Origin of the sequence: Actinobaculum sp. 352, from assembly GCF_003957265.1 — a bacterium.
Classification (GTDB): Bacteria; Actinomycetota; Actinomycetes; order Actinomycetales; family Actinomycetaceae; genus Asp313.
On sequence record NZ_RQSN01000005.1, the window covers coordinates 54,408 to 78,838 of the forward strand.

22 protein-coding genes, 1 tRNA gene and 1 pseudogene are annotated in these 24,431 nt (G+C 60.8%); 11 read left to right on the forward strand and 13 right to left on the reverse strand.

The window, feature by feature from the left end:
- Positions 1 to 9: 9 nt before the first annotated feature.
- Together EKN07_RS06455 and EKN07_RS06460 are read left to right on the forward strand one after the other, a co-directional pair.
- Positions 10 to 294: pseudogene (locus EKN07_RS06455) on the forward strand (YccF domain-containing protein); the annotation flags it as partial.
- A gap of 422 nt (positions 295 to 716) precedes the next feature.
- A complete protein-coding gene (locus tag EKN07_RS06460) occupies positions 717 to 2,528 on the forward strand; it encodes an AMP-binding protein (RefSeq protein ID WP_241228148.1) in 1,812 nt (603 codons plus the stop codon).
- Positions 2,529 to 2,551: 23 nt separating this feature from the next.
- Here EKN07_RS06460 and EKN07_RS06465 read toward each other — a convergent pair whose 3' ends face one another.
- The 4 genes from EKN07_RS06465 to EKN07_RS06480 form a co-directional block, all read right to left on the reverse strand.
- On the reverse strand, positions 2,552 to 3,166 hold the full coding sequence (locus tag EKN07_RS06465; protein WP_126145953.1) for a response regulator transcription factor: 615 nt from the start codon (positions 3,164 to 3,166) through the stop codon (positions 2,552 to 2,554).
- 10 nt (positions 3,167 to 3,176) lie between these two features.
- Entirely contained in the window at positions 3,177 to 4,400 is a 1,224-nt protein-coding gene (locus EKN07_RS06470) for a histidine kinase (protein WP_126145954.1), read from the reverse strand.
- 142 nt (positions 4,401 to 4,542) lie between these two features.
- The gene (locus EKN07_RS06475) at positions 4,543 to 5,367 is read right to left on the reverse strand and encodes an ABC transporter permease (protein WP_126145955.1); all 825 of its coding nucleotides are present in this window, start codon (positions 5,365 to 5,367) and stop codon (positions 4,543 to 4,545) included.
- 116 nt (positions 5,368 to 5,483) lie between these two features.
- Positions 5,484 to 6,446 (reverse strand): ABC transporter ATP-binding protein, encoded by a 963-nt coding sequence (locus tag EKN07_RS06480; RefSeq protein ID WP_108714829.1) that lies wholly within the window; start codon positions 6,444 to 6,446, stop codon positions 5,484 to 5,486.
- Between the two features lie 123 nt (positions 6,447 to 6,569).
- Between EKN07_RS06480 and aroB the strand changes: the two genes are divergently transcribed.
- The gene (gene aroB / locus EKN07_RS06485; RefSeq protein ID WP_126145956.1) at positions 6,570 to 7,712 is read left to right on the forward strand and encodes a 3-dehydroquinate synthase; all 1,143 of its coding nucleotides are present in this window, start codon (positions 6,570 to 6,572) and stop codon (positions 7,710 to 7,712) included.
- Positions 7,713 to 7,867: 155 nt separating this feature from the next.
- A complete protein-coding gene (locus tag EKN07_RS06490; protein WP_126145957.1) occupies positions 7,868 to 8,899 on the forward strand; it encodes a cation diffusion facilitator family transporter in 1,032 nt (343 codons plus the stop codon).
- A 49-nt stretch (positions 8,900 to 8,948) separates the two neighbouring features.
- On the opposite strand, the gene EKN07_RS06495 is transcribed toward EKN07_RS06490, so the two are convergent.
- From EKN07_RS06495 to EKN07_RS06505, 3 genes are all read right to left on the reverse strand, one after another.
- The gene (locus EKN07_RS06495) at positions 8,949 to 10,385 is read right to left on the reverse strand and encodes a glutamate--cysteine ligase (RefSeq protein WP_126145958.1); all 1,437 of its coding nucleotides are present in this window, start codon (positions 10,383 to 10,385) and stop codon (positions 8,949 to 8,951) included.
- Between the two features lie 20 nt (positions 10,386 to 10,405).
- Entirely contained in the window at positions 10,406 to 11,173 is a 768-nt protein-coding gene (locus EKN07_RS06500) for a gamma-glutamyl-gamma-aminobutyrate hydrolase family protein (RefSeq protein ID WP_108714832.1), read from the reverse strand.
- A gap of 218 nt (positions 11,174 to 11,391) precedes the next feature.
- A complete protein-coding gene (locus tag EKN07_RS06505) occupies positions 11,392 to 12,015 on the reverse strand; it encodes an NAD(P)H-dependent oxidoreductase (RefSeq protein ID WP_126145959.1) in 624 nt (207 codons plus the stop codon).
- A gap of 549 nt (positions 12,016 to 12,564) precedes the next feature.
- Here EKN07_RS06505 and EKN07_RS06510 point away from each other — a divergent pair.
- Both EKN07_RS06510 and EKN07_RS06515 read left to right on the forward strand, forming a co-directional pair.
- Positions 12,565 to 13,575 carry a hypothetical protein gene (locus EKN07_RS06510; RefSeq protein WP_126145960.1) on the forward strand — a complete coding sequence of 337 codons (1,011 nt, stop codon included), beginning with the start codon at positions 12,565 to 12,567 and terminating at the stop codon, positions 13,573 to 13,575.
- Positions 13,572 to 13,967, forward strand: coding sequence for a GntR family transcriptional regulator (locus EKN07_RS06515; RefSeq protein WP_108714835.1), 396 nt, complete (start codon positions 13,572 to 13,574; stop codon positions 13,965 to 13,967). Before EKN07_RS06510 ends, EKN07_RS06515 begins: the two co-directional genes overlap by 4 nt.
- 332 nt (positions 13,968 to 14,299) lie before the next feature.
- On the opposite strand, the gene EKN07_RS06520 is transcribed toward EKN07_RS06515, so the two are convergent.
- The 3 genes from EKN07_RS06520 to EKN07_RS06530 all read right to left on the reverse strand — a co-directional run bounded on the left by EKN07_RS06520 (position 14,300) and on the right by EKN07_RS06530 (position 18,297).
- Positions 14,300 to 14,376: transfer RNA gene (locus tag EKN07_RS06520), tRNA-Pro, on the reverse strand.
- A 581-nt stretch (positions 14,377 to 14,957) separates the two neighbouring features.
- Entirely contained in the window at positions 14,958 to 16,040 is a 1,083-nt protein-coding gene (locus EKN07_RS06525) for a metallophosphoesterase (RefSeq protein WP_126145961.1), read from the reverse strand.
- The gene (locus EKN07_RS06530) at positions 16,033 to 18,297 is read right to left on the reverse strand and encodes a transglycosylase domain-containing protein (RefSeq protein WP_108714836.1); all 2,265 of its coding nucleotides are present in this window, start codon (positions 18,295 to 18,297) and stop codon (positions 16,033 to 16,035) included. Before EKN07_RS06530 ends, EKN07_RS06525 begins: the two co-directional genes overlap by 8 nt.
- 277 nt (positions 18,298 to 18,574) lie before the next feature.
- Here EKN07_RS06530 and EKN07_RS06535 point away from each other — a divergent pair, with 277 nt between their 5' ends.
- The 3 genes from EKN07_RS06535 (at position 18,575) to EKN07_RS06540 (ending at position 19,654) form a co-directional block, all read left to right on the forward strand.
- Positions 18,575 to 18,901 carry a WhiB family transcriptional regulator gene (locus EKN07_RS06535; RefSeq protein WP_164505400.1) on the forward strand — a complete coding sequence of 109 codons (327 nt, stop codon included), beginning with the start codon at positions 18,575 to 18,577 and terminating at the stop codon, positions 18,899 to 18,901.
- A 129-nt stretch (positions 18,902 to 19,030) separates the two neighbouring features.
- Positions 19,031 to 19,186 (forward strand): hypothetical protein, encoded by a 156-nt coding sequence (locus EKN07_RS12545; protein WP_164505401.1) that lies wholly within the window; start codon positions 19,031 to 19,033, stop codon positions 19,184 to 19,186.
- Positions 19,187 to 19,189: 3 nt separating this feature from the next.
- Positions 19,190 to 19,654 (forward strand): RidA family protein, encoded by a 465-nt coding sequence (locus EKN07_RS06540; RefSeq protein WP_126145962.1) that lies wholly within the window; start codon positions 19,190 to 19,192, stop codon positions 19,652 to 19,654.
- A gap of 185 nt (positions 19,655 to 19,839) precedes the next feature.
- Here the strand turns inward: EKN07_RS06540 and EKN07_RS06545 are convergent, their stop codons facing one another.
- Positions 19,840 to 20,517 (reverse strand): Crp/Fnr family transcriptional regulator, encoded by a 678-nt coding sequence (locus EKN07_RS06545; protein ID WP_126145963.1) that lies wholly within the window; start codon positions 20,515 to 20,517, stop codon positions 19,840 to 19,842.
- Positions 20,518 to 20,700: 183 nt separating this feature from the next.
- On the opposite strand from EKN07_RS06545, the gene nth reads away from it, so the two are divergent.
- Entirely contained in the window at positions 20,701 to 21,342 is a 642-nt protein-coding gene (nth, locus tag EKN07_RS06550) for an endonuclease III (protein ID WP_240611450.1), read from the forward strand.
- A 287-nt stretch (positions 21,343 to 21,629) separates the two neighbouring features.
- The gene (locus EKN07_RS06555; RefSeq protein WP_164505402.1) at positions 21,630 to 21,950 is read left to right on the forward strand and encodes a WXG100 family type VII secretion target; all 321 of its coding nucleotides are present in this window, start codon (positions 21,630 to 21,632) and stop codon (positions 21,948 to 21,950) included.
- A gap of 223 nt (positions 21,951 to 22,173) precedes the next feature.
- Here EKN07_RS06555 and EKN07_RS06560 read toward each other — a convergent pair whose 3' ends face one another.
- Positions 22,174 to 23,091 carry an alpha/beta hydrolase gene (locus EKN07_RS06560; RefSeq protein WP_108714839.1) on the reverse strand — a complete coding sequence of 306 codons (918 nt, stop codon included), beginning with the start codon at positions 23,089 to 23,091 and terminating at the stop codon, positions 22,174 to 22,176.
- 20 nt (positions 23,092 to 23,111) lie between these two features.
- The gene (locus tag EKN07_RS06565) at positions 23,112 to 24,320 is read right to left on the reverse strand and encodes a hypothetical protein (protein WP_108714840.1); all 1,209 of its coding nucleotides are present in this window, start codon (positions 24,318 to 24,320) and stop codon (positions 23,112 to 23,114) included.
- Positions 24,321 to 24,431: the final 111 nt, after the last annotated feature.

The following is a 24,431-nucleotide window of genomic DNA, read 5'->3' on the forward strand; positions in this document are numbered from 1 at the left end:
GTCAGAGGCGGGTATGTTCTCTGGCCGTTCGGACGCGTCGTGGTACATAAACCCGGCGCGGGCGCAGGTTCGGCCCTCATGAACATCGTATGGTTCTTCATCGCGGGCATCTGGCTGGCGATTGGCCATCTCGTGAGTGCATTGGTGATGGCGGTGACGATTATCGGGATACCGCTGGCACTCGCTAATCTCAAGCTCATTCCGGTCACCTGCTTCCCCATCGGGAAGATGGCCGTGAGTGTTGAGGAGGCCAGTTGGCGTGGGTACACGCCGCTCGGTGCCGTCTCCATCTGAGTAGCGCGTTGCCGCCGCCGGAGAGAACACGGCACCGGTGAAAGGCAACGTCCGGGCGGCGAATCAATGCGCCTGGCCCAGCCCGTGAATCTGTGCGGCGGGCCAGCCAGTGAATTGATGCGGCGTGGATATCCCCTGAATTGATGTGCCGGGGCGATACTGAGGAATCCAAGGTGCCAAGGCTATGTTTTGGTGCGTTTGTCCAGCACTTTTGCTGTTTCGATCTAGACAGTCGGGCGCACGGACACGCGCGAAGTGCCGCAGACAAGAAGGATTCAGTGTTCTAACATTGTGGAGTTAATCCAAGTTTGGAGGCCGAATAACGGCTTATGAGCTCAGGGGCAGCCCGTGGTTGAAAGATGTCTAGGCTGAACCGTGCGCAATATGGCCGAAATATGGCCACAATGCGATTGGAGTACTCTGTGGCGACAACCGAGTTTACGGCCATTGCGGAGCAGGGACATGCTCACTTTCAGCCGGGCGTCCCGTACGTGGTGCCCTGCCCGCAGGGATCTGTTTTCGAACTCTTGGAGCATACCGCGAGTATCTACCCGGATGCTGTCGCCTTGGACTACTTCGGTCAGACGTGGACGTACAAGCGCGTCCGGCAAGCAGCTTTGCGGGCGGCACAAGCGCTGTACGACGTCGGCGTTCGGCCCGGCGACACTGTTTCTCTCGCCCTGCCCAACTGCCCACAGCACTTCATTGCCTTCTACGGTGCCATGCGCCTGGGGGCCGCCGTCGCCGCACTCAACCCGCTGGCCCCTGCCGCCCAACTGAAACAGCAGATGAAACGTCACGGTGGGGCGGTCTGCGTTGTATGGGACAAGGTCTCTTACAAAATCAAACAGGCCGGTCTGAAACCCGCGGATATCCTCACGGTCAGTTTGACGGACTCCATGCCACGGCGCATGCGCGCCGCACTCCGCCTTCCTGTGGACAAGGCTGCGCGCACGAGACGGCGACTCACCGGTCCAGTTCCCTCCGGAACACGTTCCTGGGATAAACTCGTGCGCCGTAGCCACGTCCTCGCCGAGGATATCCCGCAGGCACAGGCATCCGATATTGCGGTGATCCTGCACTCTTCCGGTACCAATGGAGTACCGAAATCCGTACCGTTGACGCACGCCAATATTCGCGCGAATGTGAGCCAGAATCTCTTCTGGGTGTGGGATCTGGACCGTGGCGCCGAGGTGTTTTACTCGCTCCTGCCGTATTTCCATGCCTTCGGCATGTGTTTCATGCTGTGCTCAGCAGTGGCGATCGGGGCGCGGCAGATGATTCTGCCCACCTTCGATGCTGACCTCGCCCTGCAAGCCCACGAGCGAAAGAATGTCACCTTCTTCGTCGGTGTTCCGCCAATGTTCGATCACATAGAGAAGAGGGCGTCCGAAAAGGGCACCGACCTCTCCTCGATTAAATTCGCAGTGTCCGGCGGTATGTCACTCGATGCGGGAATCGCTGAGCGCTGGGAGAAGGCCACGGGTGGTTACATCATCGAGGGGTACGGCATGTCCGAGACCTCGCCGACGATCTGCGGATCGCCGCTGTCTGCGGAGCGCCGCCCCGGCTGCCTCGGCTTGGCATTCCCAAACACAAATGTCAGACTGGTGGATCCGGATGATCCGGCGCGCGATGTGCCCGACGGAGAACCGGGAGAGATTCTGGTGCGCGGCCCGCAGGTCTTTTCCGGCTACCTGGATGCCCCGGAGGAGAATGAGGTGGCGTTTTTTGACGGCTGGTTCCGCACCGGCGATATCGCCCGCAACGACGACGGCTTTATCTACCTGGTAGATCGATTGAAAGACGTCGTTATTACATCGGGATTCAATGTGTTCCCTTCGCAGGTCGAAGATGCGATTAAACGGCTGACCAACGCGGAGGATTGCGTGGTGGTTGGACTGCCCAGCGAGGCAACGGGCGAAGAAGTGGTCGCCGTCGTGCAGGCGAACTGGCGCAAACCGGATCTAAACCGCTTGCGGCGAACGTTGGAACTGGAACTGCCGCATTACGCCCTGCCTCGGCAACTGCATATGGTTGACGAAATCCCGCATAGTCTGATCGGCAAGCCGGAACGACGCAAGATGAGGGAACAGCTGCTTGCCGCCACGAACTCGGACGCCGGTGAGATTGAGCCGGAGGATGTGGCGGTAGCCGCGGGTACGGCGGAATCCGACCGTGTGCCGGTCTCCGACGACGCGGCGGCGACGGATGAGGCCGTGCCAGAAGACTAGGCCCGCTGCTACTAGGCCCGCCGCTATAGCCAGCCGTTATCCCGCGCAATAATCGCGGCCTCGACGCGGGTGCGCGCCCCGGTCTTCTGGATGGCCGACGAGAGATGGTTGCGTACCGTGCCCTGCGAGAGGAATAACTTCTTGGCGATTTCGCTTGCGGTGGCACCCGTGGCGGCGGCGCTCAGTACGTCGCGTTCACGTTGGGTCAACGGGTTGAACGCGGTGGTCAAAGACTCTGCAGCGAGATCTGCATCGACGACGCGTTGCCCTGCCATCACTTTGCGCACCGCAGTGGCCAAGGACTGCGCAGGAGCATCCTTCACGACGAAACCTGAAGCCCCCGCCTCCATGGCGCGCCGCAGATAGCCGGGCTTCCCGAAGGTTGTCACCATAAGCACCTTGATCTGCGGCCATCTCTGATGAATTTCACGTGCCGCCGTGATACCGTCCATTTCCGGCATTTCCACGTCAATCAGTGCCACATCTGCCGCGATACCTTCCAGTATTTCCAACAACTCCTGCCCATGTGCGGCCTGCCCGACGACGTCAATGTCATCTTCCAGGCCAAGCATCATGGCGATTGCGCCGCGAACGAGTGACTGGTCGTCGGCAACAATAACGCGGATTGGGCTTCCCATGGCCGTTAGCTTAAGTCACAGCGGTTGGCAGTGCCCAATCGCCGCCCTGAATCGCCACCGCATCCTCGCCGGAGGACTTCGAGCCCTGCGGCTGCGAGGCGGGGAATACCGCCTCCACCTGCCAGCCGCCTTTCGTGCGTCCATACCGCAAGGTACCGTCCGCACCACGCACACGCTCCTCCAGTCCGGCCAGGCCACTTCCCCCTGCCGTCAGCGCCTCGCGCGCGGGGCCGGGCAAGACGGGCGAATTGTCACTGATGCGAACACCCCTTTGCCAGGTCTGGATGGTGCACCGTGTGGCGGCGACACTGTGATGAACAATATTGGCGGCCGCTTCCCGTACCACATGCGCGGCCGCGCGCTCGGCGTCGTCGTCCACTTCTAGCGGATCTCCAAGCACGATCAGTTGAATCTCTGCTGTCTTCAGCAATTCGCGTGCCGCCGATATTTCTTCGGCCACACTGAGGCGCCTGGCATCACGAACCACCCGCCGCACATCGGCCAGTGCTTCCTGCGAGAGTTTCTGCATTTCATAGAGCTGCTGGCGAGCCTGCTCGGTGGCATCCGGCGTCTCCTTATCCAGCAGCTTGCCGGTGAGTTGTGCTTTGAGAGAGAGCGCCGTGAGGGACTGCCCGACAATATCGTGTAGATCGGCACCGATACGCTCCCGCTCCGTTATTCGCGTGAGTTGCCGGATCGTTTCATTGGCCAAGGCAAGCTTGCGATGCGAGCTGAAAACCTGCGCCAGGGAGAAGAACATGGCGAGCATGATGACAAGCTGGATTACGGTGACGGTGACGACGGTGCTATCCGCCCCCATGCGCCAAATGAGCCAGGCACTCTCTGCCGCTAGGAAGCCAACCAGTGCGGCAGCTCCGTAAAGGAACTGGGCCGGCGCCAGTTGCATCCCGATTACCGCCGCAGCAAATACCAGCATTTGCATGTTCTGCACACTGCCGAAAACAACGAAGGTGAACTGACATGCACAAATAACGGCAAGTGTGGCGAAGAAGCCGACCGGTGCGCGGTACTCGTTGGGAGGCATTGCAGGGTACACGAGCCACGACCGTACGATGGCACCTATAAACAGGGCGCATGTTGCCAGAGCACACCACCGGTGCCATCCGGGCGGCTGCGCGAGCGCGTCGGCAATGGGAAACAGGGTGAAAACCAGCCATACATACGCCCATGTCAAGGTGATGGCTCGTGGATGGTTACGTAACCAGGTGCGCATGATGAACAACCTATCGGATGGGGTGATCCGGCATCGAATTCACGGTGGGCAAGTGGAGGGATGATGACCTGCTCGCGCTCGACCGCCAGCCGCAAGCGCCCGCACGCGGCGGGGTTGCAGAAGCGGCGAGGGGCGGCTTGCGCTAGCCGCGCTCGGTATCGCGGCGCATACGCCAGATAGCGACAACGCAGCACACAGCCGTCCATGCCCCGATATTCACTAGCCAGAGCCAGTTGAATTCTCCGCTTCCCATCGGCCACTGGCTGAGGCTATAGATCCCGTGCAGAGGTGTGTAGGGAGCGACTACACGGAAGAAACTCGGCATAAGATCCAATGGTAGGAACGCTCCGGCAAGGAAACCGAAGATAACGCTGACTCCTCCAATAATCGAGTAAGCGGCATCGGAGCGGACCAGGTAGCCGGTCATTATTCCCATTGTGCCGGCGCAGATACAGCCCGCCAGAATGAGCAGTGGCACCACCACCCAGATGTGCCCCTGAGCATGTGCTCCGGTCAGAGAGCCTGCCACCATGAGAACCAGCAGGGAGAGCAGCGCACCGCACAGTGCCAGCAGTATTTTCAGCACGAAATTGGTGTGTACACTGACCGGTGTTAAGGCGAGTTGACGACTCCACCCCTGGCCGCGTTCCACGCCCACCTGCGCGCCCATACTGGCCGCCCCCAGAAATGCGCCGTACGCCCCCATGCCAAACATCACCGCGCAGGCGACATTGGCATGCCCGATCCACTGAGTCGAATAACTCTGCGAGGCACCAAACATGAAGTACATGACCAGTGGTAGGCCTACCGAGAATCCGATGAGGCCCGGATAGAGCACGGTGTGCCGGAACTGGTGACGGAAGAGTGAGCCGAGGCCCTGCAGTGGCTTAACACGTGGGCATTCCGGGCGCCCGGTGCTTGTGAGGGCTTCGTCTGGCGCGTTTTCCTTGCGGGTAGCGGTAGGCATGTGGACTCCTTAAGGAATTGAGTGTGGTCAGGAAGGCGTGTTGTGAGGTGTCGATATTGGCGTATCCGGCGAGGTACCGGTGACGGCGGGTTCGGCGGATAAGTGTGCTAGAGCTGCTAGGGCTTGGGAAGCATGTTCATGTGGGGGTGCACGGCCTCGGGGTGTGCGTCGTCGGCGGCTACGCCACCCTCGCTGGTAAGCAGGCCGAAGGCCTCGTCCAGTGAACTATCGGTGATGGAGATTTTGACTACGCCGACACATGCCAAGGCTGCGCGGGCGAGCGAAACGGTATCCTCGCCAAGTAACTGGAGCGTGGTGCCCTCGCGCGAAACGACTCCCACCTGGCTGAGTCGCGCGGCGGCGGCTACACTGTTCGCTTCGCCGTCGAACCCGAGCGTGATGCGCTGGGAGGAGAATTGGCTGCGGACCTGCGCCGTGAGGCCGTCGGCGGCAATCACGCCACGGTTCATGATGACGGTCCGCTGGGCGAACTCTTCTGCCTCGGCCAGATAGTGGGTGGCGAAAACGATGGTCTTGCCACGCTCAGCCTCCGCCCGCATGCCGTCCCAGAAATGATGACGAGCCGTGACATCCATGCCGGTTGTTGCCTCATCCAGAATCAGAAGGTCCGGATCGGACAGGAGCGCCAGGGCCACCCGCACTCGCTGCTGTTCTCCACCGGAACATTTGGAGATACGCCGGTTGGCGATCTCGGTGAGGTTGGCCCGGGTCAAAACGACATCAACGGGAAGATGATGCGGGAGTGTGCCTGCGATCATGCGGATCAACTCCGCCACCTTGTACTCTCCCAGTAGGCCGCCGCTTTGCAGCACGGCGCCGAGCCTTCCGCTCCTAATCGCCTGGCGCGGCGTGCCGCCGTACACGCTGATGGTGCCTGAGGATGGGGTGGACAGGCCGAGAATCATGTCGAGAGTGGTGGTTTTTCCCGCTCCATTGGGGCCGAGGAGAGCGACAATCTCACCGCGTTGCACAGTCAGGTCGATTCCGCGCACCGCATGCACCGCCCCGAAGGATTTGGATAGGGCTCTTGCTTCCAGAGCCGACGTCGTGGTCTTCATGTTCTTCATGGTGCCGGGCCGGGCCAGTTGCCAGAAGTCCTAGCTGTCATGTTCCTGGAATGACAGGTGTCATGGGTCAGTGGACACGGCTAGTATTGAGGGCGCAGGGGAGGAGCAGTTCAGATGGAAGAGATCCGGGTCAAGCTGGTGCGCACGGTCGATGAGTCGTATCCGATTGTTATCGGGCATGGAGCAACCGCATGTGTTTCCGATCTTGCCAATCGCGACGGTCTCGCCTCCCGGCGTATCGCCATCATTACCGATACCACGGTGGAAAAGCTTGCTGCGGGCGCGCTCGCGGAGGATCTGCGTCTTACTGGCCGCGACGTCCGCGTTATTGCCTTCCCTGCCGGGGAGAAGAATAAAACACGGCAGACGAAGGAAGCCATTGAGGATCAACTAATCGCCGCCGGATTCGGACGCGACACCCTGGTGATCGCGCTGGGTGGTGGTGTGGTCACCGACTTGGCCGGTTTCGTTGCCGCGACGTACACGCGTGGAGTTCCGTACCTTTCCGTCTCCACCACGCTGCTGGGTGCCGCGGATGCTTCCGTGGGTGGGAAGACTGCGGTTGACACCCCGGCGGCCACTAACCTCATCGGTGCCTTCCACCAGCCCGTCGCCGTGGTGATAGATCTGGATCGTTGGCTCACCCTGTCCGACTCGCAGATACGCGAAGGGCTGGGGGAAACGGTGAAACAGGCCTGCTTGGCCGACGCGGAGTTCTTCGCCGCCTTGGAGGACGCGTTTGTTACCAGGGGCCTCACCCCGGCTGAGTTCGTGCGCGACGACGCCCTCACCGTCCTCACGGCGCGCCGCAATTGCGAAATCAAGCGGGATTTCGTGGCGAGCGACGTACACGAGGGCAATCGCCGCATGGGCCTAAACCTGGGCCACACCATTGGGCGGGCACTCGAATCCGCGTTGGGCTACACGCTCAGCCACGGGTACTGCGTTGCGATCGGATTGGCATTGCAAGCGCGCTGGGGAGCAACTTTCGGCTACGTCAGTTCCGGCGATGTGGCCCGCCTGGAGCGTCTGCTGGGGGCTATTGGTCTGCCGTACCGGTTGCCGGAGGGTGTCGATGTCAGCCGGATCATGGACGCCATGTGGCATGACAAGAAGGGAACGACTAACACCATCCGTTTCGTCTTCCAGCGGGGGGTCGGCGACCTCATGGTCTTCGACTGCGGGCGATACGCACGCCCGGTGCGGGAGAGTGCGATCCGGGCTTTTCTCGAATCGCAGGTTGCAGCGGGGCAGTGATTCCGGATGGGCTGGCGCGGTGGTTCATGCTGGAGCGGTGGTGTCCGGCGGCATGGAGACTCGCTGACCGGCGGCGATTCATTGCGACACCGCGTCCACGCAACCATAGTTAGGTGCGCCTAACATTTTGTGAGACAACGCGATACCATCTGATTATGAACGAGGCCCACGAACACACCGGCACAGACGGCCGCGAGAACCGCGAGCCGTCCCATTGGGGTGTACACGGTGGCCACGGCGATAGGCACGTTGGCCACGAAGGTGGGCACGCTGGCCACGGCGAACACGGGCACAATATATCGATCACTGCCGACCGCCGGTATCTGTGGAGCGCCTTGCTCCTCATCCTCGGTTTCATGCTTGGTGAGGTTGTCGTCGCCGTCGCCTCTGGATCACTGGCGCTGTTGTCCGACGCCGGTCACATGCTTTCCGACGCCGGTGCGATTGCCGTCGCCCTCTGGGTTACACATGTAGCACAGCGCCCGGCGCACGGCGCATGGACCTACGGCTTCACTCGCTCCGAGATCCTCTCGGGCCTCGGCAATGGCCTGACAATCCTCGTCGTCGCCCTCGTCATCCTCGTGGAGGCGGTGCGTCGTCTCATTACTCCGCCGGAAGTGGAGGGCGTCGCCGTCGTCGTGGTGGCCGTCATCGGGATCGGTGTGAACCTACTCGCCACCTGGTTGCTGGCCAAAGCCAACCGCTCCAGCTTGAATATCCGCGGCGCGTATCAGCACATACTCACCGACCTCTACGGCTTCATCGGCACCGCTGCGGCAGGGGTGGTCATTATGGTGACGCACTGGACGCGGGCGGATGCGATCGCCTCAATCCTGGTGGCGGCCATTATGATCCACGCCGGGTGGGGGTTGGTACGTGATGCCGGCCGGGTGCTGCTGGAGGCCGCTCCCGCGAGTGCGGATATTGCCGAGATTCGGCGTCATATGCTCAGCCTGCAGCATGTGCGGGCCGTGCACGATTTGCATGTGTGGAGCGTCGGATCGCAGCAACCGGTGGTGTCGGCACATTTGGTTGTGGATGAAGAGTGTTTTACAACCGGGCGGGCACCGGAGGTACTCGACGACGTTCAGGGGTGCCTGTCCGCGCATTTCGACATCGCGCATTCGACGCTGCAGTTCGAACCGGAACGCCATGCCGCGCATGAACGCGGCACGCATCGCGACTAAGAGGCGGCGCTTCCCGGCGCCTCCTAAACGCAGCGATATAGCAGTGCAGCTAGGCGGCGCCGGCTCCCCACTGTGTCGGGCGGTCCTTTTCGGTTGCCTTGCTCGCCGCCGCGGACTGTTCGCCTCCCAACTGCAAATTGAGATCAGCGGAATGCGAACCGGGCGTGTGGAGGTACGCCTCACGAATGCGTGGTTGCGCGTCGATGGCGCCCGTTTGGGGAATGGACACTGCTGAATGGGGCTGTGCCTGGCTTGCTGGCTCGTCAGGGTTCCCGGAGGTGGGCGTGTGGCCGGAGCCTTCGCTACGAGTGGCCTCTTCGCTACCGCGCCACTGCCGGGCCACGAAAAGGGCGGGTGCGATTGGCGTTCCTGCTTTCAGTTCGGCCCGCGAATGCGCGACGACGGCGTCCAGCGTTCCGGCGCGCTTCGACACCAGCCGTTGGCGCACATAGCCCACGCCGTCGGAGACGAGCTGCGGCGCCAGGGCGAGGTCGGCAGCGCAATCGAGGTCTTCCGCGACGGGGAGCAGTTGTTCCACCAGATCGGGTAGCGCCAGCATCATGGGCATGAGTTCGCCGTCGTCGGTGTCAATCAGGAGCGCGCCCACACCGTAGCGGGCCGCGCGCCACTTGTTCTCCTCGACGTACCAGTGAGGCAGGGTGGGTAGCTCTCTGCCGGCATCCAGTTCGCGGGATGCCCACTCCACCAGGCTATGAACGAGGGCTGCCAGTGCCCGGACTTCCGCCAGGTTCGATGACGAGTCCGCTATCCGCGCCTCGACGGTGCCGAAATGCGGGGCGGGGCGGACATCCCAACGGAGCTCGTCGAAGTGGTGGATAGCTCCTACCCGCATCATATTGTCCGTGTATTCCTCTAGGTTCTCCCAGGTAGGAAGCTCGGGCGGGATACCGGCCGTGGGCAGCTGTTGGAACATCATGGCGCGGTTATCGGCGTAGCCGGTGTCGATACCGTCCCAGAAGGGGGAAGCGGCCGTCAGCGCTTGGAGCAGGCCGATTTTAGTGGTGAGGAACCGAGCGATGGGCAGTGCCTTCGCCCGGTCTTCGACGCCGACGTGCACATGCGTACCAAAGATCAGCATCTGACGGCCCCAATACTGGGTACGATCAACGAGCTCCTTGTAGCGGGGATGCTCGGAGACCAGTTCGTGGGTGGGATTGGCAAAGGGGTGGCTTCCGCCTCCCGCAAGTTCAACTCCCAGCTCGTCGAGTACAGGCTGTAGCAGGCTCAGGCCTTCGTTCATGTCTGCGGCGCATTCGGCGACGCTGGTCCGCTTGCGGGAGACCAGTTCAACCGTGTTGCGCAACATTTCACTGTGGAGGATGCCGTGTTCGGGACGCTGCTTCTCGACTGCCTCCAAGACCTCCGGCGCGCATTCGGCCAGCGCGTTCGTTTGTGGGTTGATGAGCTGTAGTTCCCACTCCACCCCGATGGTGGAGCGCTGCGATGGAGCAAACTTGATGAGCATGCGAGTCCTCTCCGCTTACGTTATGTTCGAGCTTTCCAGTAACGGGAGACGAAGGCCGAGATAATCTGATTGGCACCAGTGGTATCCGCTGCGTCGCAGCGGGCTATGACGGCTTCCTTCTCATCGGCGGGGTAGTAGGTATCGCTATAGGTGTTGATACGGATATGCATGCCTTCCTTTTCTATCTCCGGATGAAACTGGGTGCCGTATACGTTTCTACCCCAGCGCACCATCTGGATTTGACAGAATTCGCCGGTGGCGAGAACCGTGGCGTCGCCTGGCAGGACGCCAATAGCGTCGGAATGGCCAGTGTATCCGTAGATAACAGGTTCCAGGTGCCGGGTGAGAGGATCGGAAAGAGCTGCTTCGGTAAGCGTAATCGCGGGTGCCTGCAGGTCTTCCGCGAAGCCGCCCACCAGTGAGCCACCGAGTGTGCGAGTGATGGCTTGTAGGCCGAAACATATCGCCAGGGTGGGGATGTCCTCGGTTATGACACGTTGGGCTAGTTGCTCTGCGCGGTCCTCTAGGACTGTGGGAATGCCGTGCGCATCCACCTCGCTGTAACCGAAGGGTGAACCGGTGATGACGACGCCGGAATACTCACCGGTCAGGTCGAGCTCCGCCGGGTTGGGAGCCGAGGCATCCACCATGGAGACGCGCACGATGTCGCTGTGCGGATCCAGACCTCCGAAAGCAGCGAAGGAATTCCACTCGTCCTGCGCGATTGTGCCCTCCGGTCGGCATACGGCAAACAGGAAGGGCTTCATGGGCGTGGACGAGATGGTCATGAGGATTAGATTACGTTGTTGGGTGGCCTGTGAGTAGCGCCCGTTCACTGGATGGGTGACTGCGGTGAGAAGGTGCGGTTTGTGCTAGGACCGTCGTCGTGTCGGTAGCGGCTGCAATCGGGCTGGCCCTTCGGGGTGCCCAGGGCTGCTCTTGGTGCGACGGGTGGGGCGTGGTTCTGGGTTGTCCATAAAACTCCACCATGCGGGCTCGTGGCCGATCAGAAGCTCTGCCCCAATAGCAGTGCGCGCTCTGCGGCCTCGTTCATAATCTCCTCGGCATGCTCGGGGTCGAAATCCATGCCTTCGGCCACGATCTCTTCGAAGCTTTGCACACCGAGAAAGCCGAAAATCGTGCGCAGGTACTGGTTTGCGGGATCCGCACCCCGGAAAATGCCCCCGGCGGTTTGAATATGGAGGATCTTTTTGCCCGGTACGAGGCTGATGGCGGTTCCGTCGTCGTTGTAACGGAAGGTCACTCCCACAACGTTAATGGTGTCGATCCACGCCTTCAGGCGTGTGGGAACCTGCAGGTTCCACAGCGGGTTCGCAATAACGACCTTGTCGGCGGCGACGAACTGTTCGGTGTAGTGCTTGAAGAGCGTGATCTTGGCCTGCTCGGCAATACTCAAATGGATGAAGGGCACGCCCTCGCCCAGCTCGTTCCAACCATTGAGGAGGTCTAGGTCGATCTCCGGGATTGCGACCTCGTACAGGTTGAGATTGGTGATTTCATCCTTCGGATGATGCTTACGGTATTCCTCTTCGAAAATCGCCGTGAGCCGCATCGTGCGCGAGGCTCGCGCGTCAAGAGGATGACTGCGAACGATCAACACACGTGCCATCGCGACTTCCTTTCCGTACTTTGCCATACGTGCGATGCCTGAACCGTACCGATTCTAAGGCACCAGACTTGGAGTGGATAGTGTGGGTTAGCCGGGAGCGACGAAGCGACTGAGCGGATGCGCATTGACCGCGCGGGTGCTCGCGCCCCTGAAGCGGGTCCGGTATTGACAGCGCCCCTGGGGCCCGTGCGCGACCGCTCGGCCAGCGCCAGCGCCCGGGGCTTCCTTCACCGCCGGTTCCCCTGCACCTGCGTGGCCGGTGTTAGCGGCCGGGCTTCCCTCATCGCCCGAGTTCCGTGCACGTGCGTGGCCGGTTCTGCTTCCCGTTTGTCAACTGGGCTACTGTGTACCGGTTCCCCTGCACGTGCGTGGCCAGTGCTAGCGGCCGGGACTTCCTTCATTGCCCGAGCCCCGTGCGCGACCGCATGGCCAGCGTCCGGGAGCTGCCCAACGAAGTGGAACGAGCGTTCGTTTGTGCCAAATGCTTGACACAAACGAACGGGGCGCCTAGCTTTGTATCAAGTAGTTGGTACATCGGATTGGGGAGTCATGTTCCTGCTTTACTTTGCGATCACGCTTGCTGTCACGGTTTTGGCCGTCGCCCTGCCACTCGTCGTCGTGCGTAATGCGGTTGTGGATAACGGTGGCGAAACAGAGGTACCAGTAGACCTTGTTGCTGTGCAACGATACTCGCGTAGCAGTGTCGCCATCGCGTTAGTTGCCGGGGTGGTGGCGGGCCTGATCGGCGTCGTCGGCTGGGGAATTGCGTGGCATGCCACAGCACAGGGGAGCGGTTCGGAACTGATCGGCCCTCTTGCCGTGACTACCTTTGGCGGTGGCGAGGACGTGGGTATGGAGCAATTCCTTGGGGTGCTGGTGGCGCCCGGCCTCTTCGGCGTCACGAGTATGGCGGTTCTGCGGATGCGGGAACGGCGCAGCCCCATAGTGACAAACGGGCCTGTAAGCGCGTCGCTCAAACCGCGCCGCGGTAGCGACTATGTGCCGCGATGGGCCTCGGTTGCCGCGGGTACGGCGCTGGCAATGGTTGCCTCCTTGCTTGTCATAGGAATGGTGACCAGCGATGGCACGGGCACGGCTTTACGCGTGCAGTGGCGAGGCGACGAAGGCGAGCTTGTGACAAGTATTGTGGGGCCGTGGCCGGGTCGGGTATTCGCCGGGCCCATCCTTCTCGCTCTGCTCGTCGAGGTAGTTCTCGCGGCGATGACCTTACGAGACATCGCTGTCCGTGGGCAATTGACTTCTGGGTTCGACGCCGGAGTGGACCGGACCATCCGCTGCCGTAGTGCCGAGGCTGTGATCGGACTACTACTGCTCTCGGTTGCCTGGCCCATGTTGGTGCTGGGGTTGAGCATGGGGCCCGTGCTGGGCTACGCGCTTGGGGCGCAACCGATCGTTGGCATTGGGGTGGGCGTCGTCGGAGCATGGGCCTTCGTATGCGCCAGTGCTGGGCTGGTCTTCTTCTGCGGCGGATGTGTGCTGTTGATGCGACGGTTGCCGACACAGAAGCTGGCTGCATCGGGCAGGGAGGTGAAGAAATGACGGATCGGTCCGGCGATTCGCCGCGTATCGTGCTTGATCTCGATGACCCGACGCCGCCATTCGAACAGGTACGTCGTCAGATCAGTGAGCTTATCGTAGCCGGAGCCTTGGCCGAGGCGGCTCGGCTTCCTACGGTTCGGCAGCTCGCTGCGGATTTGCGTGTTGCGCCCGGAACCGTCGCACGCGCCTACAAGGAACTGGAAGCCGAAGGCCTGGTGAAAACGCGCCGCGGTGCAGGAACGCGAGTCGCTCCAGGGCAGGCGTTGCCACTGCGCCAGCGGCAGATGAAACTCGAGCAGTTGACGGCCGGATTCGTGGCTGCCGCCCGCCGGATCGGAGCCGACGGCGCCGCGATACGTGCGGCCGTGGAAGCCGCATTGCATGAGGCCTGATTCGCAACGCATTGGTTTGATGGCCTGGCGCCGGGAATCAAGAGAAAAGTGTCCAGATCCCGTCCAAACGGCGGAAAACTTGATCGGATCAATTTAAGAACTGGCGGAATCATGCGGATTTCGCGGCTTGGTTAGACTGGGCGCCTCTCGTTTGGACGGGATTTTGACACGTGTGCGGGCGACCGACGCGGGGCGCCTGCGAGAAACCCCACCCAACAACACAAGACCTTTAACCCAAATGACCTATAACCCCAACGGGGGAGGTGCGCGGTGTTGGGTGCCTGGCGGAATAAGTACGAGAAAGCCGCAGCACAACGTGCTGCGGTTGTTGCTGGTCGGGGTGGCGGGATTTGAACCCACGACCTCTTCGTCCCGAACGAAGCGCGCTACCAAACTGCGCCACACCCCGAGGCCGTCGCAAAGCTGCAACTAGTCCATATTAGCCGAATGACGTCGTGAAATGGAAACCCCTTGCCGTGATATGCCACGCATCTGCCCGCATGTGCCTCGTAGTACGGTGACGATTCCTGCTGGATCAGTACTCACGGCGGTGCTTGCCCATCACCAGAGTTCCCACGTCCGGGAGCGCGGTCAGTCACCTGTGCCGACTACTGTCTCCGAGTATCGCCTGCACACGTCCGGGAGTGCGCGGTCAGTCAGCGACCCGCCTGTAGATACGTGCTGAAACCAGCACGCGCGCGTCTAGGGTTCGGGCGTCGATTCTGGGGGTCACCGGAGGTTTCCGACGATACGACCGTGTGGCTTGAAGCTCACGGGCGGCGATTCTGCGGGTCTCCGGAGGCTTCCGAATGGCCCTTCATCTCCACTGGGGCCGGTGTGAGTGGAGTTCCTTGCGCACGCATGCTTCAAGCGGGCACATCAAACACCCTCGGGATGAGATCCGTTGGGGATTTGGTCCGCATCCGATTCAGTAGCTTGGCCGCATTGCGATGATCACGTAGAAGCCGACTCTAGATCACTACGAGAACCTCAGATCACTGCGAGATCCAGCAACACCGCCTCCGGGCGGCACGCAATCCGCATCGGAGCGAAGGGTGATGTGCCCAAACCTGCGGAGACATTGACCCAGGCGGTGGGACGCCGCTCGGTGCCCGTTGGCACCGTCCCGTCCCCGTGCATGACGCCCTTGCCGGTGGGCGGCCACTGGAACAGGCCCGAGGCGTATTCACGTTCCAGGTCGCAGTTTGTCACCAATGCCCCAGCTCCAGGAAGGCAGATTTGCCCGCCATGCGTATGCCCGGCGAACACCAGTGCGCACCCGTCTGCCGTCATCGCATCGAGAATCCGCTTGTATGGTGCGTGGGTCAGTCCGATGCGCAGATACGTTGCTCCGTCAGGCGTTGTGCCAACAACTTGCTGAGGAGCGGGGGTGTACGGAGTGCCGCACTGTGGCGATCCCTGCGGGGAGTCTCCCAGCGGGAGCGGATATTCGTCGCGGTCCAAGTGCGGATCATCGACTCCCACGGCGTCAAGACTCCAATTACCGATGTCGAGATGTGCGCGCTGGTTCGTCAGGTCGTGCCATCCGAAGGCTTCCAGGCCGCTTTGCAACTCCTGCCAGGGCTGTTCCGCACGCTTTTCGTTCTCACTTGCCTGGGGTGTGGTGTTCGCCGCCAGGTAACTCAACGGGTTCTTGGGCTGCGGCAGGTAGTAATCGTTAGAGCCGAAGACGAAGGTGCCCGTCGTGCCCGCAAACGGAGATAAAGAGGAGAACAGCGGAGTCAACGCTGCTGGGGAGGCAATCAGATCCCCCGTGAGAACAACGAGGTCGGGCTCAGTAGCCGCCAGTTCTTCAATCCAGGCCGCACGGCGATGCTGCCAACCCAGCAAGTGAGAATCGGATAGATGCAATATGCGAAGTGTGCGGCCAGCAGATGTCGGATTACCGGCTTGGGCGCCATCGAGAAGAACTGTCCGGCGCCGAAGTGTATAGGCTTGCGCCTCGAGGAGGCCCCACGTGCCAGCGGTTGCTGCCGCTACTGCGGATGCCGTCGCGGTACGTTTAGCCCCCCGCCAGATACTTCTCCCGGCGCGCGCAAGAGCATTAGCCATCGCCGTCACCACCACCGTCGTGGGGTTCCTGCTGATCAGACTGCGCTGGCTCTACGTCTCCACCCTCGCCCGATGTATCGTCCTCATCGTCGCTGCCTTCGGCATCCTCCGCCGGTTCGGTTTGCGTTGGGGGTGCGGTCGACGACGGCGTACGGCGGGTGTTCGGTGATGTTATGACATTACTGGATGGTGTGGGGAACGACTCCGCGGGCTCGTCCGCTAGCGCCTGTGTCATGTACTGAGAAAAGGCCATGGCGGGGAAGAGGCCGCCATACACCTCCCAGTAGTACCGCCCGTTAATGACGGAACCCAACATCGAAATGCTTCCGGACTGGTGGCCCTGCCAGATCGCCGTCGCCAGCTGTGGTGTATAACCGACGAACCAGGCAGCCATATCACTGTTCGCCGTCCCCGTCTTTCCGGCGACTTCGCGCCCGGGAATGATGGCATTCTCGCCGGTGGCACCGCGAGTCACTACCTGCTTGAGGACGGCGTTAGTCTTACGGGCAGTCTCGGTGTCAAGCACCTGACGGCAGGTGGGCTTCTTGTCCAAGAGCACGTCGCCGTCGGCACCGAGAATCTGCGTATAGGAGATCGGGTCGCACTTATTGCCGTCATCGGCCAGCGTCGCTACAGCGACGGCCATAGACAGTGGGGTAATCTCGTTCGAACCGAGAACCGACGATGGAACATACCGCCAGTCACCACCGTCGCCGCGTTCTACACCCATATCGAGGGCGTTCTGTGCGATGTCGCATAGGTCCATCTGCTGAGCCATATGGGCAAAGGAGCCGTTGACCGATTCGCGTGTTGATTGCAGAACGGTCATCTGCCCGCCGCCGTGGCCCTCCAGATTGCTGACGGGCCAGGATGCGGCCGATGCTGGAGAGCAGGATATGTTCCATGCGCTGGCAGGGATGGTGCCGTCATTGGAATTGACGTACTCGTAGGCGGTATGCCCTTCTTTCAGCCACTGTATAAGGGTGAAGATCTTAAACGTGGATCCCGACTGGAAACCGTATCCGCCGCCCATCTCCAGATTGACATTGAGATTGACAGTCGTGGCCGTCAGGTCCGATTCGCTTGGCTCGCCATAGTTGGTGTTCTGCGCCATGGCAACGATGTGGCCGGTGCCGGGCTCGACGCTAGAAAGCGCCATCTGGATACCGGAGGCGTCATTGGTGGGTATATTTGTGACAAGTGTGTCAAATGCCGCCTGCTGCTTGGCGGGGTCGAGGGTGGTTTGAATCGTCAACCCACCGCGATAGAGCTTTTCCAAGCGGTCATCCGCATCGGTTCCCCAACTGTCATCGGCGAGCAAGTCACGGATGACGTAGCGGCAGAAATAGGCGGAGTTTCCGGCCGCTGCGCAACCATTGGGTGTTTCCGACACATTGAGCATATCAGCGATCGGCGTATCGAGGGCTTGCTGCAACTCCTCGTCGGTGATGTAGCCGTACTTATTCATCTCGCCGAGCACGACGTCGCGCCGGATCTTGGCGTTGTCGGGATGGTTGATCGGATCCCAGCGTGCGGGCGACTGAGTCAGACCTGCAAGCAATGCGGATTCCGCGATATTGAGATCGGTCGCGTGCTTGGAGAAGTAGTGCAGCGCTGCGGTTTCGACGCCGTATTCGGATGTGCCGAACTGGGCGAGATTGAGATAGCCGGTGAGGATCTGGTCCTTTGTCATCGTCTTCTCGATAGCGATCGCATACCGTGCCTCGTTGATCTTGCGGGAAATTGTCTGCTCGGTAGCCGAGTCAATGAGTCGGTTATCTCCTTCGACTCTGCCCTGCTCAATCAGAGCGTTCTTCACGTACTGCTGGGTGATCGAAGATCCTCCGGCCGTTGCACCGCCGGTGACATTGTTGATGAAGGCGCCGGCCAATCCCTGCACATCAATACCGTGGTGCTGGTAGAAGCGATGGTCCTCGATCGCCACAACCGCGTTCTTCATGTGGTCCGAGATTTGCTCCGAGCTGACGACGATGCGGTTCTCAGCATAGATGCGCGCAAGGACGGAACCATCGGATGCCAGCAGAACCGATTGCTCTGAGGGTTCCGTGAATCCGAGATCGTCGGGGACATCCTCGAAAACACCCGTCACGGCGTTGATCGTCGTCGCTGTGGTGGTTGCCAACGGGAGGGCAACTCCGGCCATCAGGACGCCGCCAAGAGTGCACATGGCCAGAAGTGCGGCCAGGAAGGTCGTGATCTGGCGGGCCGTTGCACCGTGCTGAGTAGATGTGGACATAATGCAAGAATACGTGGTGTAGCAGAGAATTTCCGCATGCAATCCACAGCTGGTCGAAATAGTTCTGCTATCCGGAGAACTTCCATGTGGAAGCTGGGCGGCAGCCGAGCATCAGGTGCTTAGTGGCATTATCTGGCCCGACGTTCTGACTTGGGCATTTGGCAGCTCTTATGGTTATTATTGTCCTAGAAAGGTGACCGGCGTCACCGCGCAGATGATAGCCGGTTCTAGATGAAGCTCCGAGAATTCGGGTTGCGTGCGAAAGGAGGAACGCATAATGTCTCTGGCCACCGCAGACCAGACATGGGCGGTTCATGCCGCGTGCTCGAATACCGATCCCGACACGCTTTTCGTTAGAGGTGCTGCCCAGCGGCAGGTTCGGCAAGTGTGCTACGGCTGCCCGGTACGGCTCAACTGCTTAGCGGATGCTTTAGACTCCGAGACTACGTTCGGGGTGTGGGGTGGTCTGACCGAACGAGAACGGCGTGCTCTACTGCGTCGTTTCCCAAATGAGCATGACTGGTACCACAGGTTGATATCGGGTACGGATCCGATAGCGACCGAGTTGCGAGAAGGTCGCGTGCCTCGTCTCAACAATCGTTGACGCACGGGGTTCATGAGCATTCGCCGCCGACGACGCTGAGCCATCGGCATTCTGGTGGGAGCGGCGAGGGCATGGTGCGTCGCTTCGCCGCTCTGGATCACGCCCCGTAGAGCAGCTAGGATTGTGCCCATGCAGAAATGGGAATACGCGACGATTCCACTCTTGATTCATAACACCAAGCAGATTCTTGATACATGGGGAGATGAGGGGTGGGAGCTCGTACAAGTGGTTCCCGGTCCTGACGGCCAGAATCTTGTCGCCTACCTGAAACGACCCCGGGACTGAACAATGGAGCATCGGTCACAGCGCATGATCGAACTTGGCATTGAGCTTCCGGCTGTCCCGGCTCCCGTAGCCGCCTACGTACCTGCATTGCGCGACGGTGATACTGTGCGTACTTCTGGCCAGCTGCCCTTTGTTTCCGGGCGGCTCCCGCTGTCCGGAAAGGTGGGGGCGGCGGTCAGCGCCGAGGAGGCGTACATTCTGGCGCGCAGTGCCGCCCTCAACGCCATCGCTGCGGCTGCGGAAGTTGTGGGCGGTATCGATAACCTGGAGCGCGTGTTGCATGTCACGGTGTTTGTTGCATCGGCAGACGACTTCACCGGTCAACCGCAGGTCGCAAACGGAGCGTCCGAGTTACTAGGCGAGGTCTTCGGTGATGCGGGGGAGCATACGCGCTCGGCGGTAGGTGTTTCGGTGCTCCCTCTCGACTCGCCAGTAGAGATCGAACTGATCTGCCGGGTGCGCAGGTAGCCTGCCGACTGTACCGCTTGAGGAAACAAGCGAATCTACTTGCGAGCAACGCACGAACGCTTCCTGTTCCACAAGATGCGCGGGGACGACTCGGCAAGCTACAAGCTTGTCAACTGAATCTTGCTCCGTAAAAGGCGGGGACGGTAGCCATGCCACCGTCCCCGCAGAGTTGTATGCGACCAACCCTAGTGGGCGCGACGCTGTAGTCGTGCCAACTCAATAAGAAGGACGGCCCGGCCCTCCAAACGGATCCATCCGCGTGAGACGAAATCAGCCAGTGACTTGTTCACGGTTTCACGCGAGGCGCCGACCAAATGTGCAAGTTCCTCCTGTGTGAGATCGTGTGGCACGTAGATGCCTTCGGGAGTGCGCTCGCCGAAGCGATTAGCGAGATCCAGCAATGCTTTCGCGACCCGCCCCGGCACATCGGAGAAGACCAGATCAGCCATCTGCTCGTTCGTGTGACGCAACCGGCGAGCCAGCTCGCGCAACATCGACATCGCGAGTTCGGGATGGGTGTTGAGATATCCCATCATGTCCTTATGCGATAGTGAGAGGAGACGCGTTGGGGCGATAGCGGTGACTGTTGACGAACGGGCGCCCAAATCAAAGAGTGAGAGTTCGCCGATGATCTCGCCGGGTCCCAGAACCGCAATGAGGTTTTCGCGACCATCGTCCGAGGAATGGCTAAGTTTAACCTTCCCCTCCGTGACGACATAAAGCCGATCACCCTCGTCGCCCTCACGGAAAAGCGATTCCCCGCGCTTGAGGGCGGCTTCACTCATGAGCTCGCCTAGAGCCTCGAGATCCTCCGCTTCAAGGTCACGGAAAAGAGGAACCGCCTTGAGAACGCTCGTGTCCATCTGTTCCCTTTCTTTCCGGCCGTAGTAGCTCCACTAAGGAGCAAGCCAAATGTTTGCCATGCACATCACATTTTGCCATTTTTCCGACGCCTTGCGCATGAATACGCTGGGAGTATGTCGAAGAAGGGTGAATTGTTGCCGCAGCGGCGCTCATTGGGCGCTCGTCGTGACAATGCGGAGGTGATGTGTCGCCGGTTGTTGGCGCTTTACCCGGATGCCGCCGCAACACTTGATCACAGCAACGCATTCGAGTTGCTCGTGGCGACCGTACTATCTGCGCAGACGACCGATGTGCGGGTCAATACGGTGACACCGGAGCTGTTTCGGCGCTACCCCGACGCGGAGGCGCTCGCTGCTGCCCCGCATGAGGACCTGGAGCAGATTCTGCGGCCGCTCGGCTTCTTTCGTGCCAAGGCCCGATCTTGCCAGGCGTTGGCCGCGCAGCTATGTGAACAGTTTGAGGGAGAGGTTCCACCGCGCCTAGAGGATCTAGTCAGTTTGCCGGGTGTCGGCCGGAAGACTGCCAATGTGGTGTTAGGTGATGCGTTCGGCATTCCGGGCATTACTGTGGACACCCATGTCGGTCGCCTTTCACGCAGGTGGGCGTGGACTCGGCATCGGGATCCAAAGAAGGTAGAACGCGATCTCGCCGAGCTTCTCCCACACTCGGAATGGACGGTGATCTGCCACCGAATGATCGCGCACGGCCGTCAGGTGTGTCATGCGCGGAATCCGGCATGTTCTAGGTGCGAACTGGCAGACGTTTGTGCGTCCTTTCCCTTGCTGTCGTCAAGACTCTCGAATTCCGGCGGTGAGAGCCATTAGCGTGGGTGGGGTGACCCTCTGAGCTCCTGCGCTGCGAGTGCTTACCACGTATCAGAGACTCTGTCAATGGGTACTGATACCCAACCCGTGCACTGGCGGGGGACACGCCGACACGGCTAAGGTGGCTTATGGCAGGCGCCTTTCGCCGTGTGTTACCGCAGATGGTGGACGAAGGCACCTGCCGCCAAAGACAGTTGTTCAGACCGGGTCCAAGCCGCGAGACCGCTAATCGCCGATGGGCACAGCGGTGCGGTATGGGTTGCGGGTTCCATTAGAGGTGCATTGCCGTGTCGACTAATCCGAGCCAATTGCGTGATGATGGTGCTATCCGCGAAGGTGCCAGGCTTGTCGGGCAGGCCAAAGAAGAGTTGACTGGGGAACTTACTCGGTTGGAAAACGAGATCATGGGATGGGCTGGCATATGGAAGGGGTCTGGCGCTGCTGTCTTTATGAATTTCCAACAGAACTGGAATACACGTGTTACAAAGCTCTACGCAAGTCTGGATGACTTCGTGGTCGCCTTGACCGGAACAGCCACCGCGGTAGAGAACACCGAGACGCAGGTGTCCTCTTCCTGGGGTGAAATGAGCGGTCTGCTCGGCGGCTAGCGTTGCGGTGACGACGGCTCTCTTGCGTCCCGGTTCAGGTAGTACCACCGGTTCGTCCCGAGATCTTTCCCTCTAGAGGTGGGGCGCGGTTCCACGCCCCACCTCGCCTTTTGTATTATGCGCATCGCGCCGCCTTGATCACGCACTGCGGTGCGCAGCCCGCGCAGATGTAGCCGATCGACGCCGCTGCGCAGGAAATCACACAGATGCATTCGCCGAACGGCTACTGGAATCCGCCGAGGAAATCAAGAATCAGTTTCGTTAGTTCTTCCGGCTGTTCTTCCGGCAGGAAATGGCCGGCGTCGGGCAGTGAAATATGGCGGTAATGGCCCTTCGCAAACTCTCGGTCGTTATCCCACGCACGGTCGGGTAGGAGCGGGTCAAGCTGTCCGCGAGCCGTCCAGACCGGCACGGTGATCGGCCGACGAGAAATCGCCATGTACTGGCGTCCCACGATATGCCGCTGTGAGGTGTACGCCCAACGCAGTTGTTCCAGCGCGGTCGAGGTTGCCTCGGGTAGCCGGAGTGCGGCGGCATAATAGGCCGCCTGTGCGGCTGCGCCATTATTGCCCGGAGCTGACCACTCGGTCAGCAAGCGGCGCACTCCGTCCTCCGAATTCAAAGAACGCCTGGCGGCGGCGGGAACAAAGGTAGTGAGCACATGGCGCCACGTTCGCAAAGTCAGGTGAGTGCCCAGCCGCTGCGTCGTAAGCGGATGTGGCGCGGATACTGTCAAGATTCCCTTTACCAGTTCCGGTTCCATGGCCGCGGCGGACCAAGCAAGAGTTCCACCTCGACCGTGGCCAACGATCACCGCCTGTGATGCGCCCAGACTCCTCACAACGGCGGCGAGATCTTGTGTCAGAGTCAGTCCGTCGTGCCCGTCTGGAGTCTTATCGGATCCTCCGAGGCCACGTTGATCAAGCGCGGCGACTTCATACCCGGCTTGCGCAATCGGTGCGATCTGATGACGCCACGCCCACCAGTACTCCGGGAAACCGTGAACCAGAAGGACAAGCGGACGACTGCTGTGATGGTCACCGGCGTGAACCAGGTGGAACTGGCACCCATTGGCCCCGATAAGACGGTGCTCCCACGGACCCTCAAGATAGATACAGGAATTATCGGCAGGTACGGTCATGAAAAGCTCTCAGCGCTCGATCACGACTCGGAATCACCGAGAGCGATGTGGCGGCGAGTTGTCACAATTCCAAACCGCTGGCCCCGCCGACGCGCGCCATGAGAGATGACTCCTGCGAGCATGAGGGCGGCACCGAACATGAGCATCCGCCCGGAACCGAGGTCAAGGCCGAGATGATGCACAATGTTGCCGCATAGTGGATTAATATCGCCGATGGCCGTGTCCAGCGTGTCAATGATGCTGCCCTGTGTCCAGCGCGGCAGGACGAGGGCTAGGCATCCGAAAAGCGAAAGGATGACGCCTGCGACGGTGACTCCCAAAGAAGACGCTCGGGCGAGGAGTGCGATCAGTGTGGCCACGGCAATTCCGCCGAGCAGCTCAAGAAGCGCGGCGATATTGAGGTGACCTGTTGCCCAAGGATTGCCGTCAACCAGTGAAAGCCGCACGCTTGCATCAGAGAGCAAATACCATGCCACCGGCGCGAGGACGATGGTCGCCGCAAGGGCTCCCGTGTGCGTCCAGGCGCGACTCTTAGGGGCGGCGGGGACGGTATCGGGATCAGGTGGCGGTGTGGCCCAATCAGTAGGTAAAGCTTTGTCTCCCGATTCTTGCGGAGCGTCGGCGACGGCCGGGCCCGTGGCCTCCGTATCGTCGTCGGCGTTGCGCTCCTCATGTTCAGACGCCATCCCGATTGCCTCTGCGAGCGACGCATGCGCTGCATCCGGGCTTGCGGAACGTAAGGGTAGATCCAAGGGGGAAGTGGCCGTCTCGGCGGAAGCGTCACTATCTGTCAGGGGCTGTTCGTCGGTGGCGGTACGGGGCTCACTGGTGACAGTATCACCGGATTCGACCGGGCCGGTGTACTCCTCTGGTTCCACAGAGGCATCTTCAACAGCGGCGTCCTGGAGAGTGTCTTCGACTGGGGAGGTCGCCGCGGCGAGGTCCTCTGCCAAGGCCGAATCTGCTGCGGTTTGCGATCCGTCAGGAGCAGGGTGCACGTTGGGATCCCCGTTGGGCGTTTCAGGTGTCATGGAGGTGGACGCTTGAGCGTTGTGCTCGGCAGAAGTGCCCTGGATAGCGCTCTCTGAATTCTCTTCGGCCGACGCAGAAGCATCCTGCGACGACGTCTCCCGCGTATCGGAAGTTGCGTCGTCAATCGGCGCGAGAATGTCATCGTCCTCGAAGGGCCGACGCGACGACGAGCTGTACGGGTCAGTTGGGGTGGACACGACTTTCCTCCTCAATTGCTTCTATCTTGACGCTACGGCAAGAAGAGCTATCTGTCGGGGAAGCAGGCGGCGTGCCTCGTGTGAGATTCGTGTTCCTATCGGCCTGCGGTG